Here is an 18,870-nt window from a genome sequence, read left to right on the forward strand (position 1 = left end):
TCAATACACGAATGCTCAGGGAGGTAGCGGTTGTGGCGGAAATTAAAGTACCCGAATTGGGAGAATCCATCACGGAAGGCACATTGCACAAGTGGCACGTTCAAGAAGGCGAGGCAGTTCGCTTCGGCGATGTTCTTGCAGAATTGGAAACAGACAAAGTAAATCTTGAAATCAGCGCGGAGGAAGACGGAATTGTGGAACGCATCGCGCGGCAAGCAGGCGAGAATGTAGCCGTTGGCGAGGTCATCGGCATCATCGGCGCCCAATCGTCAGCCGCACACGGCGGAAATCCGCCAGCCGCGGATGAGAAGCCGGGCGACGGCAAACCAGCCGATGCGAATGCGGACAGCGCGGCCGCGATGAACGGCAGCACGGCTGCTGTGCCTGCAGTTGCGATGGAAGCGAGCGAGGAACGGGGCGGCGACTTTCATGCGACGCCGTCCGCCCGCAAGCTGGCAAGAGAGCAAGGAATCGACTTGCGGAATATCCGTCCGCAGGATCCGGTCGGCCGTATCCGCGAGGAAGACGTGCAGGCGCATGCCGCTTCCGGCGAGACGGTGGCGAAGGAAGCGGGAGGCCAGCGTTCCCCTGCGCCAGCAGCGCCTAAAGCCGCAGCTCCGGCGGCGCCGCCGGTTGCCGGAATGCAGGATACGATGGCCAAGCCAGCCGAACGAGTCCGGATGTCCCGGCGCCGCCAGACCATTGCCAAGCGCCTTGTGGAAGCGCAGCAGACGGCAGCAATGCTAACGACCTTCAACGAAGTTGACATGACGGCCATTATGGATATCCGCAAACGGCGCAAAACGTCGTTCCGCGAGAAGCATGACGTAGGGCTTGGCTTTATGTCGTTCTTCACGAAAGCGGTCGTCGGCGCGCTCAAGGCGTATCCGCTGCTGAACGCCGAAATCGATGGTGAAGACATCATCATGAAAAAATATTATGACATCGGCATTGCCGTAGCCGCCAAAGAAGGCTTGGTCGTACCGGTTGTCCGGGACGCGGATCGGCTCGGCTTCGCTGCAATCGAGAAGCAGATTGGCAATCTGGCGGAGAAAGCCCGCACCAATTCGCTGACACTGTCCGAGCTGCAGGGCGGGACATTTACGATAACGAACGGCGGTGTGTTCGGCTCGTTGCTGTCCACGCCGATTCTGAATTCGCCGCAGGTCGGTATTCTCGGCATGCATACGATACAGCTGCGCCCAGTCGCCATTGATGAAGAACGGACCGTGAACCGGCCGATGATGTATATCGCCCTCTCCTACGACCACCGCATCGTCGACGGAGCAGAAGCCGTTAGCTTTTTAAGAACGGTGAAAGAATTGCTCGAGGATCCGGAAAAGCTGCTCCTGGAAGGGTAAAAATGAGAAAAATAGGAAAGCCGCCGATCCAATCGGCGGCTTTCTGAACCTATCGAGAAGCTTGCGGGATTTCCGCTCCCGCCGTTGCCGGCTGCAAGTCATGTCAGTTACAGATGCTTGTCCGTATCTGGCCGCTCGTCAGGAACGGTGTCCTCGTTCGAGGTGCCTGCCTGTTCCAGCTTTTCCGTTCGCAGTGTATGGAGAATCCTCATCAGTTCTGTAATTTCACTCTGATTTTTATTGTTTTTTTGCATTAGAGTCAGCTTCTGTTCCAATCTGTCTAACTTGCTGTTCATTTCTATCCTCCCGGCATCTTTCCTATCATAGGATTATATGCGTTGGAGGCCTATCTGTTTCTGTATGAACGAAGGAAATAATACCCACCCCAACGATTCCCGTATCGCCTAGGCGCTCTACGCTGTGTCCGAGTGATGCCCCTTCTGAACGAGAGGGAGAATGGAGAGAAGGACTTGACAGCGTTACATTACTGGCTGGAAATAGCCTTTCGTTCAAATTATATAGCATTACGCATGCGCCTTAAATAGCGCGTGAAGCGCAGAAGCATGCCTGTCCTTCGGGATGATTAGCGCCATATTCTCTGCGAAGTAAACGAAAAACCGCTTCCGGCTTTCTGCCACCTTATATACCTCGCTCCACGCATAGCTGCTCTCCGTTCCATCTGTCTGCAGACGAATGCCTTCATCGGAGAGTTGGACATCATACTGATGCGCAGCGGCGTCTTGGCCAAATGACTTACCCATTACAATCCGCATCAACATAAAGTACAGCGCCCCCATTGCACCGTTTACCACAATGATGACAGGCACCATCCACTTCCACTCGTCCAGCCCCGCCCGAAATCCAGTAATGACGAACAAGATGACGAGAAGTACGATGTTCAATAAGCTTGCCATCTTGAGCAATGGCTTCTTGATGAATTGAAACTGATAGTCCATAAAATCTTGAATGGTTAGCCGATATTTGAGCCGTATGGTGCTATCCATATGTATCTCCTCTCTGACCGGCACCGCAATCTGATGAAGCTGAAACAGCCTATTCACGATTGTGCATAGGCTGCTGTGCTTCAATTGCAATACCGTCTTCTAGAAGCGGCGAAAATAAATGAAATTGCCGTCCTTCATTTTTTTCTCGATCCATTTCAACAAATAGTACCTGTATAATGGCCGGGTTAGAGGGAAGACGAGCGTAAAGCCGAGGATATCCGTGAAGAACCCCGGGGTTAAGAGCAGAATGCCCCCCGCCATAATGCATAAGCCGTCAATGACTGCGCGCCCTGGTATTTGCTTGGATTGGAGCTGCCTCTGGGCTTCGCCCCACACTTGGGCCGCTTCATGGCGCGCTATAATCGCTCCGATTACACTCGTCAGCAAAATAAGCAAAAACGTGTTCCAGCCCCCCACCCAGCCGCTTACCAAGACGAAACCATACACTTCCAATGCGGGTATTAATGTAAGGATGATAAGTATCCATACGATTGGATTCATCCTGCGTTCCCTCCTTCCCATAATTAAGCTATTTTATCATGCCCACGGTTGTTAACAGCCATGTGTATAGGGGCATGCATGGCGTATGGCGTATCGTATGACTTCATAGTCAGTCGTGTGTAACGGATTCAAGCAGTGTCCAGATATCCTTCGCTTCCCGTTCAATACGTACCGGACGCCAATTCGAATTCAGCCAGGCAAGAGTTGTCGCCCCTTCTACCAGCCGCTCGCCAATGGGCTCTGCATGCCAGCCTTGCTGTGCCGTCCGGTCTGCTTCCGCTTCGCCTACGCGGCATACAACCGACGCAAAGGTCATGCGCAATGGCGAACGTTGCTCCAGCCGGGTATAAACCATAATCACATCGTCATACAATGCCGGTCGCTTGAAGGCAACCTGCAAATCAACGACCGGAAGCATCAGCCCCCGTGCCTCCAATTCACGGTAGCTCAAGCCTAGCGCGCGAATCCATTCCGTACGTCCAACTTCAAACCAAGTGATATAATTACCGTGAAAGACCACTTTCATACTATCCGTCTCTTGATAGCGGACGCGAAGCGGAAACCCGTACCAAGAGCAGGCCGCAGACGGAGACGATGTTGGAGACATTGCTACACCCCCTATTTTAATGTATACGTATCATCCTTACAAATGTAACAGACTTCATTTTGGTACTTCAAATATCATGTAACAGGCTTATCAAATAACAGAAGCAATGGCATACCGCCATTGCTTCTGTCGTCGTGCATTCTATTATATAATCGGCCTGGCCTTAGCAGCTTTTACCGATTTGGCTTACTTTTACGAGGTTCGTGGAACCCGCGCAGCTAGTCGGAACACCAGCCGTAATCACAACCAAGTCTCCCTCGGAAACGATGCCTGTATTTACGCCGCCGCAAACCGCAACGTCGAACATTTCGTCCGTGGAGGAAGCCTGTTCCACTTTCACCGGCACGACACCCCATGTCAGGGACAATCCGCGCATCACTTGCTCGGATGGAGTCGCAGCAATGATTGGCGCTTTTGGACGATATTTCGATACCATGCGCGCCGTATATCCGGTTTGCGTGGAGCTGATGATCGCCTTTGCATTCAAGTCAAGCGCCGTATTTGCTACAGCTTGGCTGATTGCATCCGTAACCGTCATTTGTTGCTTCAAGCTTTGTTTAATTAAAATTTCACGATATTCCAATGCGGATTCTGCTTTTTCCGCGATGCGGGACATCGTCAGAACGGATTCAACCGGATATTTCCCTGCAGCCGTTTCACCGGACAGCATGATTGCGTCCGTGCCGTCGAAGATAGCGTTCGCCACGTCACTTGCTTCTGCGCGTGTTGGGCGAGGGTTGCGCTGCATGGAATCGAGCATTTGCGTCGCTGTAATAACCGGCTTGCCTACGAGGTTGCACTTTTCAATCATTCTCTTCTGCACAAGCGGCACTTCTTCCGCAGGAATCTCGACACCGAGGTCACCGCGAGCAACCATCAAGCCGTCAGAAGCTTCCAAGATTTCATCCAAGTTGTCAACGCCTTCTTGGTTTTCAATCTTCGAAATGATTTGGATATGTTTAGCGTTATGCTTGTCCAACAAATTGCGGATTTCCATAACGTCGCTTGCTTTACGTACGAAAGAGGCAGCAATGAAATCAACCCCTTGTTCAATACCGAAGATGATGTCATTTGCATCCTTCTCCGTAATGCCCGGAAGCGAGATTTTAACGCCTGGCACGTTTACGCCTTTACGGCTCTTGATTGTGCCGCCGTTAACGATCTTGCACTTGATTTCCGTGCCTTGAATGTCGACAACCGTCAGTCCGATGAGACCGTCATCGATAAGAATGGTCGAACCGACTTCCACATCTTGCGGCAACTCCTTATATGTAACCGAGATGCGATCCTTGTCCCCAAGAATTTCTTCAGTCGTCAATGTTACGAATTCATCTTGCACGAGGTCAATTGGCTCCACTGCCAATTTTCCTGTGCGGATTTCCGGGCCTTTTGTATCAAGAAGAATCGCAACCGTCTTGTTTAAATCTTTGCAAGCTTGACGAATGTTCTTGATCCGGTTGCCGTGCTCGTCAAAGTCACCATGCGAAAAGTTAAGGCGAGCGACGTTCATGCCTGCCATAATCAACTTCTTCGTGTTCTCCAAGGACTCGCTGGAAGGACCGATAGTACAAACAATTTTGGTTTTACGCATATGGGCTTCCTCCAATTGTGGGCTCTCTAATATCTCTAGTTTGTATTTTTAAACAAGGCTCTCATCTATCTAATTTACTATACTCAACAAAATTTGTATATGAAGATTATCATATTTATAAGCTTTACCAATAAACACCTTTTTTATGATGAAAATAAATCATACTCGTTCGCGCGTTGCGAACTTGCCGATTTTACGGAATTTGCCATAGCGATCTTCGCGGAGCTCGTCCGCAGAGAACTGCATAAGCTCCGAGAGATGACGCCACACCGCGTCTTTCACATTCACGGCCGCCGCTTCGACATCCTTGTGCGCGCCGCCCTGAGGCTCGGGAATAATTTCCTCAATGACATCCATCTCTTTCAGATCGGCTGCGGTAATCTTCATCGCTTCCGCGGCCTGCTCTGCCCTCGAAGCATCCTTCCACAGGATAGAGGCCGCGCCATTCGGCGAGATGGCGGCATAGATGGCATTCTCCAGCATAAGCACGCGGTTCCCAACGCCAAGCGCCAACGCGCCTCCGCTGCCGCCTTCACCGATCACGACACAGATGACGGGCACGCCCAGCAGCGTCATATCACGCAAATTGCGGGCAATTGCTTCCGATTGTCCGCGCTCTTCCGCCGTATTCCCTGGGTAAGCGCCTTTGGTGTCGATGAACGTAATAATCGGACGCTTGAACTTGTCCGCTTGCTGCATGAGCCGCAACGCTTTGCGGAACCCTTCCGGGTGCGGGCTGCCGAAGAAGCGCGCAATATTTTCCTTCGTATCCTTGCCGCGCTGGTGGCCGATAACGGTTACCGGGATCCCGTTTAACCGCGCCAGGCCGCCGACGATGGCCATGTCGTCACCGAATAGCCGATCACCGTGCAGCTCAATGAAATCGGTAAAAATATGCTGAATGAAATCAAGCGTGGTTGGACGCTGATGATGTCTCGCCAAGTGCATCTTTTGCGATGGGGAGATGTTGGTATAAATCTCTTCAGCCAACTTGGCGTAACGCTCCTCCAACCGGGCGATTTCTTCGGTAAAGTCAATATTTTTCTCCTCTCCGAATCGTTTCAATTCGGCAATTTTCTGCTTCAACTCCACCAAAGGCTGCTCGAACGGAAGCTCACCCGCCATGCGTCACATCTCCTTTCACCGTATGCAATTCAATAAGCTTGATCAAGGTTTGGCGCATGTCCTTGCGCGGCACCACCAAATCAATCTGCCCATGCTTCATGTTGAACTCCGCCGTTTGGAACTCGTCAGGCAGCTTCTGCCGTATGGTCTGCTCGATGACGATGCGTCCCGCAAACCCGACCAGGGCTCCCGGTTCCGCAAGGTTGATATCGCCGAGCATGCCGAAGCTGGCGGACACGCCGCCCGTCGTCGGATCGGTAAATACCGAAATATACAATCCGCCTGCCTCGTGCAGCTTGGCCAAGGCAGCGCTCGTCTTCGCCATTTGCATGAGGCTCAATATGCTTTCCTGCATACGCGCCCCGCCCGATGTCGAGAAGATAATGAGCGGATATTGCTTCTGCATGGCAGTTTCGATAGCCCGCGTTATTTTTTCGCCGACGACCGATCCCATGCTTCCGGTAAAGAAATTAAAGCTCATGACGGCGACTACGACAGGAAATCCGCCGATCGTGCCCTCGCCTGTAATGACCGCTTCGTCCAATCCCGATTTGGCTTGCTGTTGCTTCAGCTTCTTCATATAGTCCGGGAAGCCGAGCGGATCCTCGGAGACGATATCCGTGTCGTATTCAAAGAAACGGCCTTCGTCCAAGGTCATTTCAATGCGCTCAAGCGCGTTCAGACGCAAATGATGCCCACAGTGCGAGCATACCTTAAGGTTTTTTTCCAACTCTTTGTGATATTGAATCGTGCCGCATTTCGGGCATTTGTTCATCAAACCTTCGGGTATCTCGCGTTTGGGGCGATCATCATGCACAGATGCGGATGGCACCGTTGCGTACTTTTTCTTTTGAAATAAGTCTTTAAACACCCGTTACACCTCTTTAGGCGTGATTTCTCCATGCTACCGAGACATACTTAGGTCCACAGCCGGAGATTGTCCTAACCGTAAACAACAAAAATCGGCTGTTTGAACAACGTGACGTTCGTCAATCAGCCGCATCATGCATGCAAAATCGAATTGAGCACTTCCTGAACTTCTTCGATTTCTCCGGAAGGCACTAAAATTTCAAACTGTTGTTTGGAAAGATGGATGGGACGGATCTGAACAAGAAACCCTTCCTCCGTCAATCTGGTCTGAATCTTGTCTGCTAATTTGGCAGTCGGTGCGATGTAGATAACGGTCCACATGCGCGTGAGACCCCCCTAACGTTCCAATACGGCTCATATAATGCCATAATGATAACATAATTGACATTTTCACCGCAACCAAATCCATGACAATCATGCTATGAACAAATGCACAAATGAATAGAATAAGCAAATACGACGTTAAATTACATCTTTCGACAGCCCCTAAATGAAGTACGTGAGCGAAAAGGAGTTGTTTGAACAAGCTTTATACGTTCGCATCATAACTTTTGTGCGCGATGCGTGCCGAAGCCGCAGCTGCCAATCCGGCCACGAGATCATCCAAGAAGACGTGAATTTGCTGCTCATTCGCATTCAAATGTTGAATCACGCCGATTTTCGCCTTATCCAAATAGCCGAAGCTCGTCAGCCCAATCATACCATACACGCTCGTAATGCCCAGCGCCAGCGTTTCATCCACCCCGTACAGCGGCTCATCCGCCTCCATTACCGCCTGCAGCGGTTCCGGCAGAAGCTTCTGCTCCGCTAACCAGTCAAGCGCAATTCCCGTCATTAACGTATACTGGACTTCACGTTTTTGAATGACGGCCTTGACGCTGTCCATGCAATCCGCAAGCGTTAAGGAAGCATTATAAGGCAACTGCAGCTGAAGGACGATCTCCGCAATCGATTCAAGCTCGACTCCGCGCCGTTCCAGCCACTGTACCGCAATATCGGACGTCAACGAAATCCCCTCCCTTTACCCCGTCTCTCCGTGACTTGTCTCTTCATGAACAGGGCGTATCTAAAATGTATGCAAGCGGGAGGGGAAACGTTCATGCCATTAATATTATTTAACACGAACGGTGCCATCGCCGAATATGGCTTCGATCTGTTTGAACAGCTCCGGGGAAGGCTTTAAAGCGTATGCCTCGTTCAGCGCGATCAACTGCTGCTCGCGCTCATAGAACAGCACGGTCGGCAGCGGTCCGGGGCGCGTCTTCAGGAGCTGCTTCAGCTCCTGCAAGAGCTCCGGCCGTTCGCGATCGGCCGTTATCTTGATGTACACGCGCTGAGCCCCCGAACGCGCGCTCGGCGTGCGGCGCTCCGCCGGCGGCCCGGCGTCTCTGCGCAGAGCAGCGGCGCCGCGCGGCGTCTCCGCACGCGCATTGCCTGCCGGGCTGGCATCGGAATGGGCCGGGCCCGGAGAGGCGACGCCCGTGCGCTCCGCAGCGCCTGCGGCGGCAAGCCCCGCACCCGCTGCCGCCCGTGGCTTAACGGCGGCTTGCTTCTCGTGCGGACTTGGCGCGCCGGGCCCGCCCTGCGGCCCGCGGCGGCGCATCGAGCCGCGCTTCACAAGCGCGGCGACGGCACGCTGCTCCAGCGGTACCGCTTCGTTCGCCAGCAGCTTGTAATCGTCATCCTGCTGCTGCACCTTGGCTCGAACCGCGAGCAGAGCTCCCTTATGAACAAGCGGCTCCGCCCTCCGCCATACTTCGGGGAACAGCACCACTTCCGCGCGATCGATGCGGTCCTCCAGCTCGATGAACGCCATCGGCTTGCCCTTCTTCGTCATGATCGAGCGGATGGATACGACCATCCCGGCGACGATGCACTCGCTGTCATCCGGGGCGTCGTGCAGATCGACCAGCCGATCCGTTTCCACCTCGCGCAACAAATCCGTATAATCGTCCAACGGGTGCCCTGACAGATATAGTCCGAGCAGCTCCCGTTCCAGTTCCAGCTGTTCAGCCATCGTTAAAGCCGGAACGTTCGGATAATCTATCGTCCAATTGCTTACCTCGACGAACCCGAACAGCTGGATTTGCAAATCTTCCCGTTCCTTGCGCCACTTTGCCGCGGTGTCCAGCGTCTCGTCCAGCATCGTAAGCAATTGGGCGCGGTGTCCAGGCAGCATATCGAAGGCCCCCGCCTGTATAAGCGATTCGATAACCCGGCGGTTGCATACGCGCAGGTCTACCCGCTGGCAGAAATCGAGCAAATCCGCGTAGGGCTTCTCCTTGCGCTCTTGAATGATGCTCTCGATCGCGGTCGTGCCCACATTTTTAATCGCGCCGAGACCGAAGCGAATCGCCCCTTCAAGCGGCGTGAAGTGAACCATGCTTTCGTTCACGTCGGGCGGAAGCAGCTCGATGTGCAATCTTCGGCAATCCTCGATATATTCCGCAATTTTCCGGTGGCTGCCCATATTCGCCGTCAGCATGGACGCCATGAATTCCATGGGGTAATGCGCCTTCAAATATGACGTCTGAAACGCCAGCACGCCGTATGCGGCCGCATGCGCGCGCGGGAAGCCATAGTCCGCAAACCGCACGATCATATCGTAGACCCGATTCGCCTCTTCCTCCGTATAGCCTTGACCCCGGCTGCCTTCGACAAAATGCTGGCGCTCTTTGTCGAGCACTTCGCGTTTCTTCTTGGATACGGCGCGGCGCAGCAGATCCGCTTCACCCAAGGAGAACCCCGCCATCTTGGAGGCGATGTGCATAATTTGCTCCTGATAGACGATAATGCCGTACGTATCACGCAAAATCGCTTCCAAATCCGGGTGCGGGTATTCCACCGGCTTCAGCCCATGCTTGCTCTGAATATAATTCGGAATAAATTCCATCGGACCCGGGCGATAAAGCGCCAGCACCGATACGATGTCCTCGAATACGGAAGGCTTAAGCTCCCGCAGCACGCGGCGCATTCCGGCCGATTCCAGCTGGAACAGCCCTGTCGTATCACCGCGGGTGAGCAGCGCGTAGGTCGCTGCATCCGAATCGTCGAGCGCGCTCAGATCAAGCGCGGAGCCCGTGCGGCTCTTCACCCATTCCAACGTGCGCTCAATGATGGAGAGCGTGCGCAAGCCGAGAAAATCCATCTTCAGCATGCCGATCGCTTCGAGATGCTCCATCGAATACTGCGTGAGCGCAATCTCCTCCGTGCCCGCCTGCAGCGGAACGTAATGGGTCAAGGGCTCCTCGCTGATGACGACGCCAGCCGCATGCGTGGAAGCATGGCGCGGCGTACGCTCCACCTTCGATGCCATCGCCAGCAGCTCGCCAATACGCGTCTCCCGCTCCGACCATTCCCGCAGCTCGCAGCTCGTGCGCAGCGCTTTGTCCAACGTCATGCCGACCTGATTCGGAATGAGCTTGGCCACCCGGTCTGTCTCGTTGTACGGCACATTCAGCACGCGGCCGACGTCTCGCACCGCCGCGCGGGCAGCCATCGTGCCGAACGTTATGATCTGCGCTACACGGTCATGGCCATACTTATCCGCCACATAGGCAATGACTTCATCCCGGCGCTCGTCGTTGAAATCGATATCGATATCCGGCATCGTAATCCGCTCTGGATTCAAAAACCGCTCGAACAACAGCTTATATTTCAATGGATCGACATTCGTAATGCGGAGGCTGTAGGCAACGAGACTGCCCGCTGAAGAACCCCGGCCAGGCCCGGTCATGATGCCTTGCTCGTGGGCAAAGCGAATGAAATCCCAGACGATTAAGAAATAATCGGAAAACCCCATCTTCTCAATCGTGTCCAATTCATATTGCAGCCGCTCCTGAGCGCTGCGGCGGAACGCCTCCTGAGACCACTCCGTCTGGCCTGCGTAACGGCTCTGCAAGCCTTCCTCGCACAGCTGGCGCAAATATTCCGCAGCCGTCATCCCGTCCGGGATCGGTTCAAAGGCCGGCAGCACCGACGTCTCAAAGTCCAGCTCGACACGGCACTGCTCTGCGATGCGCGCCGTATTGGCGATCGCCTCGGGCACATGCCGGAACAGCGGGCCCATCTCTGCTTGAGATTTGAAATAGAGCTGGTCGGTACCCATGCGCAAACGGCTCTCGTCTTCAATCGTCTTGCCGGTGCCGATGCAGATGAGCACGTCTTGCACCGCCGCATCCTCCTGCTTCATATAATGGACGTCATTGGTCGCGGCAAGCGGAATTCCCGTCGCCTCGCTCAAGGCGATAAGTCCAATGTTGACCTTCTTCTGTTCGGGCAAGCCATGATCCTGAAGCTCCAAGTAAAATCCGTCCTTGAAGATGTCGCGATATCGCTCTGCGGCTTGCCGTGCTTCCTCGCTCCGGCCATGCAGCACATGCTGCGAGACTTCTCCCCCCAGACAGGCGCTGAGGCCGATAATTCCCTCTGAATGAGCCCGCAATGTGTCCATATCGACGCGCGGCTTGTAATGAAATCCTTCCAGATGCCCGATCGAGCAAATTTTCATTAAATTGCGATAGCCCTGCCCGTTCTTGGCGAGCAGAATCAAATGGTAAATCGGCTGGTCCTTGCGCGAGCCCTTCTCGCGCAGAGAGCCGGTCGTCACGTAAGCTTCCATGCCGATAATAGGCTTAATGCCATGCGCAACACATGCTTTGTAGAAGGCAATGGTGCCATACATAACCCCATGATCCGTGAGGGCGAGCGCCTTCATTCCGCATGCGGCCGCTCGGGCGGCAAGCGCTTCGATACGCGCCGCGCCGTCGAGCAGGCTGTATTCACTATGCACGTGCAAATGCACGAACTGGTCCATGCCCTTCACTCCTCATCCCAATGCATCATGCGAACATATTTTCGTCTCTTATTGTATCATATTTCCGGGAACGGATTCTATACATGTACAAGGGGGCTCTTGTCCTTGGCTGGCAGCCCGATATCCATCTATTCGAAAGGAGCGGCCATAATGGGCTCATTCATGTCCAAAGCGTTGCTCGACTTCTTCATCGCCTTCGGCGTGGTGCTCGGGGGCTCGATGCTGGCCGGCATCGGTGCCGTGATTGCGCTGCAGTCGCCGGTCGATACGATGAAGTATATCGCCGAGCATTTAAAAATATGGGCGGTCGTTGCCGCGGTCGGCGGCACGATCGATCCGATACGCGTCATTGAAAGCAACTTCTGGCTCGGTAATTTATCTCCCGTGTTCAAACAGCTGCTCTACATTTTTGTCTCCTTTGTCGGAGCGCATCTCGGTACGGAACTCATTCAATGGATTTGCCGCGGACGGTCGTAAGAGCAGCCTCAAGCGTATGTTCAGAAAGCCGCTTTTCAGCGCCGGGAGGCACAAGTTTTCGCAAGAAAACGGCTTCGGAAGCATAACCTCTTCACTTTGAAAGGAGACGATGCAGCATGCGACCCAATACAGTGCCGAGATGGTTAAGCGACACGGCGCTCGTCATCGTCGGCATCGTGATAGGTGCAGCGGTATACCATGCCGTATATTTGCATCAGTTCAATCAGCTGATGATGATGAATATGGATTTGAAGGACCGTTTGGTCCAATATCAGGCAAAGACGGAAGATTTGCTGCGGTACAAAAACCACAAGACGATCATTCGCAGCATCGATCTGCATATTTACAAGTCAAGCAGCGATGCCGACATTCCGCAAGCGGATGAAACCGAGATCCGCCGGCGTTTGCTGAAGGATTTGGCTGGATTGAAAGGAAGAGACGCATTCCAAATCGACGAGTACAGCAAGCTGGTGGAAGGACTGCTCGCGCGCAAAATTTACCCGGATATCAATGCGAAGGATTACACGGTGCAGATGCGCACGATGCTGTTGACAGAAGGGGTGCTTCACGTCTGGGTCGATGTCAAAACGTATCTGCCGACAAATTTGTCATTCCAATAGGACAGCCTCCCGAATTATGGTACTATTAAGGAAAAATGAACCACAAACCTCAATGTTCAAAAAGCTATTTTTTGAACGACCTCTACAACGAAGGAGAGTTGCTTCCATGATGGAATGGATTCAATGGGCTCTGCTGCTGCTTATCTGCCTCACATCGGCACTGTCCGTAATTTACAGCTTTCGCTCGCGGCGCCAAGCGGAACCCGTGCTGCGCGGCTTATACGCGGCACGCATGAACGTGTGCATGGGGCTGATGCTTATATTCATCGCTTCGATTCAAATGTTCCTGTATACCGGCTCGACGGTCCGTGTCATCGTCGGCGCCGTGCTGCTCGTTATCGGGCTGTTCAATCTGTTTGCGGGACTCCGCAATCACGGCCATTTTCAGAGACTTGCGTCACCGCAGAAATAAATGCGCAGAAGGGACAGCGAGCCATTGCGCCGTCCCTTCCTATCTGCTCCCATCTTCACGGGCTTAATCATGATCGATCGATTGCGCGGTCATCATCGCCTTGGCGACGAGATGCTCGCCATGTCGAATCTCCAGTTCGAGCTTGCAAAATTTCCGGCTCATCTCGATAAATTCGGGATGAAGCGTCACCACATCCTCAATCTGAAGCGGCCGCACGAAATACGTCGTCATATTTTCCATCACGTGATCGTAGCTTCTCTCGTCTTTGACGGCCCGCAGCGCGGCCTGAGTTATAACCGTTGTCAATATGCCTTCAGATACGGAGCCGAAGGCGTTGACCATCTGTGGCGTAATGACCCCGCGGAAGAACAATCGGCCCTGATCGTCACGTTCTTCTTCAAATCCGTTCCAAATCAAGTCGTCGAACGTTTCTCCGAGCTGAGGTTCCTTCCGCGCATCCCGCATCGCCTGCAGCACCTGACGTCTTGTAACGACGGCGATGAGCTTCCGGTTCCGGTCCACGATCGGAAGCAGCTCCACGCCTTCCCACACCATCGTATGGGCTGCCGAAGCAAGCGTCGTCTGCAAAGTGGCGGTAATCGGATTGCGCGTGTACAGCTTGTCGATCGTCTGATCGGAAGCCGCACCCAATATATCTTTGTACGTAATCATGCCGATAACCCGGTACCATTCGTCGACGATTGGAAAGCGGCTATGTCCCGTCTCCTCGCGCAGCTCCTCGAAATCCTGCACCGTGCTCGCCGGCCGCAGCACATATACCTTGGCCTTCAACGCCACGACATCCTCGATAATCATAATCTTCTTTTTGATGAGCCGGTCGAACAATGCCCGGTTAATCATCGATCCGACCGTAAACGTATCATACTTCGATGAAATAATGGGCAGATCCAGAGCATCCGCAAGCAGCTTCACTTCCCGGCTCGTGCCGAACCCGCCTGTAATCAGAACGCCCGCTCCGTGCTGCAGCGCGAGCCGGTGCGCATCCTCCCGGTTCCCGACGATGAGCAGGCTGCCGGCATCGATATAACGCGCCATCGCGTCGAGCTTCATCGCACCAATGACATACTTATTGAGCGTCTTGCTGAGCCCCCTGCTGCCGCCAAGCACATGCCCGCCCAGTATATCCACCACTTCGCCGAACGTCAGCTGCTCGGACATATTGCGCGGCTTTTTCTCCACCCGCACCGTGCCAATGCGTTCCTTCGTAATGACGATGCCGATGCTTTCCGCCTCTTTTACGGCCCGGTAGGCCGTACCTTCGCTCACCAACATTTCCTTTGCCAATTTACGCACGGAAATCTTCGTACCCGGCTTCAGACTTTCAATATGATGAAGCAGCTGCTCGTGCTTCGTTAACGTCGCATCATGTCCATCCATCTGTTGCACCCCTAATAACCGAACTGTTGTAATCTGTCTTTATATTACCATATATTTAAAGCCGGTTGCAAAAAAGACAAGAGACGCTGGAAACCTTCCAGCATCATCTTGTCTTTTGAGATCGTATGCGTCATCTAATCATTAACCGGCTGCCACTGTTCCCGCTTCCGCTTGCTCTTTCTTCACCAGCTTGCGATGGCTGATTCTGAAGAAGACGAAGCTTCCGATTAGCGAAAGCACAAGGAAGATTGACAATTTGCTCAAATTCATCCATACATAGCCCATATCTTCAAGCGCAATGACACCGCGGAAAGCGCGGATCGTGTACGTCATCGGGAACCAAGGATGCAGCATTTGGAAAAACTCAGGCGCCATTTCGATTGGGAACGATCCTGCTGTCGATGACAATTGAAGCACCAGCAGCACAACGATAACAAAACGCCCCACGTTTCCAAATGACGTTATGAAAAATTGTACCATAGCAAAGAAAGTCAAGCTCGCCATCACGCAGACGACAAAGAACATCGTCACGTTCATGACTGGCAATCCGATCACGTTCAAAACAACAAGACCCGAAATGAGAACCTGAAGGGAGCTCTCTACCATCATAAATCCGTATTTGCTCATCATCCATGCAAAACCGGAAGGCGGTCGTCCACTCGTCTCATACAATGGATAAATCATTGAGAACATTAATGCTCCAACGAAGAAGCCCAGTGACAGGAAATAAGGGGCCATGCCTACACCGTACGTTGTTACATCATGATTTTCCTGCTTGCTGCTGCTCACAGGGGACGTAATAAATTGATACGTTTTGTCGGTCGTATCCTGTGTTGCCTTCTCCGCGCCTTCCCTCAGCTTGTCGCGCAGCTCGCCGCCGCCGGCCAGCAACTTCTGCTGACCATCCAACAGTTGGGCGAATCCGTCATTAATCGCGTCTTGCGCCTTCTCTACCTGATTCAGCATATCGCTCATTTTCTCAAAAATAAGCGTCTGCACTTTCTTGGCAGCTTCATCCAGCTTCATTTCCGCCATTTCATGCATCATATCGCGTGCCATCGGCTCGAGACCGTTCACCTTGTCATCGGCTGCCTGATGGATCTTCGCGATCACTTCCGGCATAACCCGATCCAGCTCATCATTCACTTTATGATGAACGTTGTTGACCACTTTGGGCTCATATTCCGTCCATTTATCGTCGACGAGCTTATGCAGCTTGTCAGTCAACAGCTTCGATTTCTCCTGATACGTATCTTCCGCGAACATGTGCGCCTTGGCAAGCAACTTCGGCGCGAGTTCATTTGTTTTGGAAGTCGCGACCTGTTGAGCCATTGAACGGACCTTCGGATAAATTTCGTCAAATTTCGTATCGGCTGTTTGATGCAGTTTGCCCAGAATTATCTTGCTGGCCTTGTTCATTTCATTGTCAACCATGTTAGTCAAATCTTGTTTGACTTTCTTTTTCAGCTGTTCCAGATTATCAGGAGTCAAGCTTGCTTCTATTTTCGCACGAACCGCATCCAGCTGCTTCTTCATATCTTGCCATTGCTGCTGCAGCTCCGGAGGAAGCTGCTCTTCGATAGGCTTCAGCTTCTCTTCCAATTGATCGAGCTGGGCCTGTATTTGTTCAAGCTGTTCCTTCCCTTTTTGAATCGCCTCGTCGAACAGCTTGTCGACCTTCTCGTCAATGTACTTATGAATAGAGGCCCGAATAGAATCCTCGATCCTGCCATATTCGCGATCAATGATGCTATGCATCTTCGCGCGAGCTACCGGCCCCATATCTGTAATCGATTTGTCGAGCTCGCGGCTGATTGTGCCCATTACCTTGTTTATATTTTTTTCATAGGCATTATCAATTTCAGCATGCAATTTCTTGCGAATTTCCTCCCCGTATTTGACCGATTGCTTATCAATTTGCTCATGCAGCTTCTCTTTCGTCGGCAGCGAGTATTCATTGACAAGCTCATCAATTTTGACATGGACGGTATCATGTACGATACCCGTATATTTGTCTGCTTCCGTGTCGATTTCCTCATGGATTTTATCAACGAGCTTCGGCTTGTTTTTATCCATCGCTTCGTCAATTTCCTGATGTATCAATTCGTCCAGCTTCTCCTGGTTCTCATCCAGCATTCTTTCAACCAACGTATTGGCTTCCGAAGTTTTGGAATTCACTTGAGAATTGAGCTCGTCGCGGAATTTCTGTAACCCTTCGCCCAACTGGCCCAGACCATCCTCAATCATTCCGGCCCCGTCACTTGCCGTACCGAGCCCTTCCGCAACCGTCCCAATCGCATTGAACATCTGCTCCACGTAAGTCTCCGTCACTTTTTGCGATAATTCCGACTTGATGTTTTGAACCACCTTGTCTGAAATTTGCCCGGACAAGAAGTTAAAGCTGCTGTTCTCTGTATAAATGAGATTCATCGGTTCGGGATTGGCGTCCAGAATCGTCGTCGCGTTGTGCGACATCTCCTCCGGGATACGAATTAAGAGGTAAAATTTATTCTCGCTTAATCCGCGCTCCCCTTCCTTGCGCGTTACAAAGTGAAATTGGACTGCATCATTATCGTGCAGCTTATCGATAAGCTCGCGACCGATGGCAATTTCCTTTCCTTCGAACATAACCGGCCGGTCCTCATTGACGACAGCGACAGGTATGTTTTTAACATTGCTGTATGGATCCCAGTTAGCTACCAAATATACACCACTGTACATAAGGGGGATAACCAGGAGTCCAAGAACTGGAATCAAGGCGTCCTTGGACCGAACTATTGCCATCAATTCCGACCAAAAAAACCGAAGAGTTTTCATACTGTCACCTCCTTTAATGACCAAATGACCAATTTGTTAAATTAGTTCTGATTTAACAGATGCCAGTTATTATACTCCTTCGTTCTGAAAATTTCAAATATCATTTTCAAGGAATGCTGCAGCTTTAGCACCTGAAAAAACGTTAAAATTTAAAGTATCCTTCCCCAAACGCACACTTAATCCATTATCCATAACATTTAATAAAGTGCAATTATATTTCGAACATACGAAAAACCCGCTCCTTCATTCTATAGGGAGCGGGTTCAACTGATTCCTATTCAATTGTATTCTACAGCAGCTCCTAACCGGCAGCGCTAACGCTTCCCCGGTTCGTAAGGCTGGCCCAGCGCAGCCGGAGAACTGCCCTTTCCAACTGTAAAGATGAGCGCGACAAGCGTCAATACATACGGGAGCATATAGAATACTTCCGTCGGGATGGCCCTTGCAAAATCATACAGCTGCACCTGATCCTTAAGCGCCTGGGCGAAGCCGAAGAACAGCGCGGCGCCCATAGCTCCGACCGGATGCCAGCGGCCGAATATAACGGCGGCCAGCGCGATATAGCCTTGCCCTGAAATCGTATTGAACGAAAAGCTGCTGTTCGCCGTCAGTGCGATTGTAGCGCCGCCGAGCGCCGCAATCGAACCGCCCACCATAACGCTCCATCCGCGCAGACGGTTCACGTTGACCCCGGCCGTATCTGCCGCTCCCGGGTGTTCCCCCACCGCCCGCATCCGAAGACCGAGCGGTGTCTTGAACATGACGAGGTAGACAACAATGACCAGAATAAAAGCAATGTACGTCGTCGGATAAGTCTGAAACAGCGCTTTGCCAAGGAACGGAATATCGCTTAACCACGGAATGCGAACCCGATGGAATACATTCGTAATGACCGGCGTGTCAGCCGCGCCGTCAAACAGCAGCTTTACCAAGAAGAAGGTAGAGCTTGCGGCCAGCATATTGACGACGATGCCGCTAATGACTTGATTGGCCTTGAAGCGGACCGATGCGATGACATGGATGCCGGAGAAGATAACGGTAAACACGAGCGCGGCCAAGCAACCAAGCCATGGCGCCGCCGCTCCGAATCCGGCTTGCTCCGCATAATGCGCAGTAACCGCGGAAGAGAAGGCGCCTGATACCATAAAGCCTTCCAGTCCCAAGTTAATGACACCCGTTCGTTCGGCGATAAGGCCGCCCAGCGCAGCGAAAATTAGAGCCGTTGCAAATACGAGAGTGCCGTTGATCAAAAACCCTAGTATTTCCATCTG

17 protein-coding genes are annotated in these 18,870 nt (G+C 52.4%); 4 read left to right on the forward strand and 13 right to left on the reverse strand.

The features are described 5' to 3' along the window. Positions 1-32: 32 nt before the first annotated feature. Positions 33-1,361, forward strand: coding sequence for a 2-oxoglutarate dehydrogenase complex dihydrolipoyllysine-residue succinyltransferase (gene odhB, locus JSQ80_RS03395; protein ID WP_206094346.1), 1,329 nt, complete (start codon positions 33-35; stop codon positions 1,359-1,361). Between the two features lie 107 nt (positions 1,362-1,468). On the opposite strand, the gene JSQ80_RS03400 is transcribed toward odhB, so the two are convergent. The 10 genes from JSQ80_RS03400 to JSQ80_RS03445 form a co-directional block, all read right to left on the reverse strand. Next, complete coding sequence (locus JSQ80_RS03400; protein ID WP_087435202.1) at positions 1,469-1,657, reverse strand: hypothetical protein; 189 nt, start codon at positions 1,655-1,657, stop codon at positions 1,469-1,471. Between the two features lie 228 nt (positions 1,658-1,885). Beyond that, positions 1,886-2,365 carry a YcxB family protein gene (locus JSQ80_RS03405; RefSeq protein WP_087435203.1) on the reverse strand — a complete coding sequence of 160 codons (480 nt, stop codon included), beginning with the start codon at positions 2,363-2,365 and terminating at the stop codon, positions 1,886-1,888. 99 nt (positions 2,366-2,464) lie between these two features. Next, positions 2,465-2,866, reverse strand: coding sequence for an FxsA family protein (locus JSQ80_RS03410; RefSeq protein ID WP_087435204.1), 402 nt, complete (start codon positions 2,864-2,866; stop codon positions 2,465-2,467). A 109-nt stretch (positions 2,867-2,975) separates the two neighbouring features. After that, positions 2,976-3,473 carry an acyl-CoA thioesterase gene (locus tag JSQ80_RS03415; RefSeq protein WP_087435205.1) on the reverse strand — a complete coding sequence of 166 codons (498 nt, stop codon included), beginning with the start codon at positions 3,471-3,473 and terminating at the stop codon, positions 2,976-2,978. A 163-nt stretch (positions 3,474-3,636) separates the two neighbouring features. Then, complete coding sequence (pyk, locus tag JSQ80_RS03420) at positions 3,637-5,064, reverse strand: pyruvate kinase (RefSeq protein WP_206094347.1); 1,428 nt, start codon at positions 5,062-5,064, stop codon at positions 3,637-3,639. 159 nt (positions 5,065-5,223) lie between these two features. Then, a complete protein-coding gene (locus JSQ80_RS03425; protein ID WP_206094348.1) occupies positions 5,224-6,189 on the reverse strand; it encodes an acetyl-CoA carboxylase carboxyltransferase subunit alpha in 966 nt (321 codons plus the stop codon). Then, a complete protein-coding gene (gene accD, locus JSQ80_RS03430) occupies positions 6,179-7,060 on the reverse strand; it encodes an acetyl-CoA carboxylase, carboxyltransferase subunit beta (RefSeq protein WP_087435208.1) in 882 nt (293 codons plus the stop codon). Before accD ends, JSQ80_RS03425 begins: the two co-directional genes overlap by 11 nt. 131 nt (positions 7,061-7,191) lie before the next feature. Then, complete coding sequence (locus JSQ80_RS03435; RefSeq protein WP_206094349.1) at positions 7,192-7,380, reverse strand: glutamate decarboxylase; 189 nt, start codon at positions 7,378-7,380, stop codon at positions 7,192-7,194. A gap of 208 nt (positions 7,381-7,588) precedes the next feature. Continuing rightward, positions 7,589-8,065 (reverse strand): phosphatidylglycerophosphatase A, encoded by a 477-nt coding sequence (locus JSQ80_RS03440; protein WP_206094350.1) that lies wholly within the window; start codon positions 8,063-8,065, stop codon positions 7,589-7,591. A gap of 105 nt (positions 8,066-8,170) precedes the next feature. Further along, positions 8,171-11,875, reverse strand: a complete 3,705-nt coding sequence (locus JSQ80_RS03445) for a DNA polymerase III subunit alpha (protein WP_206094351.1) — start codon at positions 11,873-11,875, stop codon at positions 8,171-8,173. 150 nt (positions 11,876-12,025) lie between these two features. On the opposite strand from JSQ80_RS03445, the gene JSQ80_RS03450 reads away from it, so the two are divergent. The 3 genes from JSQ80_RS03450 (at position 12,026) to JSQ80_RS03460 (ending at position 13,384) form a co-directional block, all read left to right on the forward strand. Then, positions 12,026-12,352, forward strand: a complete 327-nt coding sequence (locus JSQ80_RS03450; protein ID WP_087435300.1) for a YtrH family sporulation protein — start codon at positions 12,026-12,028, stop codon at positions 12,350-12,352. Between the two features lie 116 nt (positions 12,353-12,468). Further along, complete coding sequence (locus JSQ80_RS03455; protein ID WP_206094352.1) at positions 12,469-12,972, forward strand: sporulation membrane protein YtrI; 504 nt, start codon at positions 12,469-12,471, stop codon at positions 12,970-12,972. A 109-nt stretch (positions 12,973-13,081) separates the two neighbouring features. Beyond that, positions 13,082-13,384 carry a YtpI family protein gene (locus JSQ80_RS03460; RefSeq protein ID WP_176392923.1) on the forward strand — a complete coding sequence of 101 codons (303 nt, stop codon included), beginning with the start codon at positions 13,082-13,084 and terminating at the stop codon, positions 13,382-13,384. A 63-nt stretch (positions 13,385-13,447) separates the two neighbouring features. Here the strand turns inward: JSQ80_RS03460 and JSQ80_RS03465 are convergent, their stop codons facing one another. From JSQ80_RS03465 to JSQ80_RS03475, 3 genes are all read right to left on the reverse strand, one after another. After that, positions 13,448-14,782: a DRTGG domain-containing protein gene (locus JSQ80_RS03465; RefSeq protein ID WP_087435214.1), complete on the reverse strand. Its 1,335-nt coding sequence runs from the start codon at positions 14,780-14,782 to the stop codon at positions 13,448-13,450. A gap of 141 nt (positions 14,783-14,923) precedes the next feature. Then, the gene (locus JSQ80_RS03470) at positions 14,924-17,599 is read right to left on the reverse strand and encodes a YhgE/Pip domain-containing protein (protein WP_206094353.1); all 2,676 of its coding nucleotides are present in this window, start codon (positions 17,597-17,599) and stop codon (positions 14,924-14,926) included. Positions 17,600-17,913: 314 nt separating this feature from the next. After that, positions 17,914-18,867 carry an ABC transporter permease gene (locus JSQ80_RS03475; protein ID WP_087435216.1) on the reverse strand — a complete coding sequence of 318 codons (954 nt, stop codon included), beginning with the start codon at positions 18,865-18,867 and terminating at the stop codon, positions 17,914-17,916. Positions 18,868-18,870: the final 3 nt, after the last annotated feature.

The sequence above is a fragment of the Paenibacillus apiarius genome (assembly GCF_017052585.1).
Lineage (GTDB): Bacteria > Bacillota > Bacilli > Paenibacillales > Paenibacillaceae > Paenibacillus_B > Paenibacillus_B apiarius.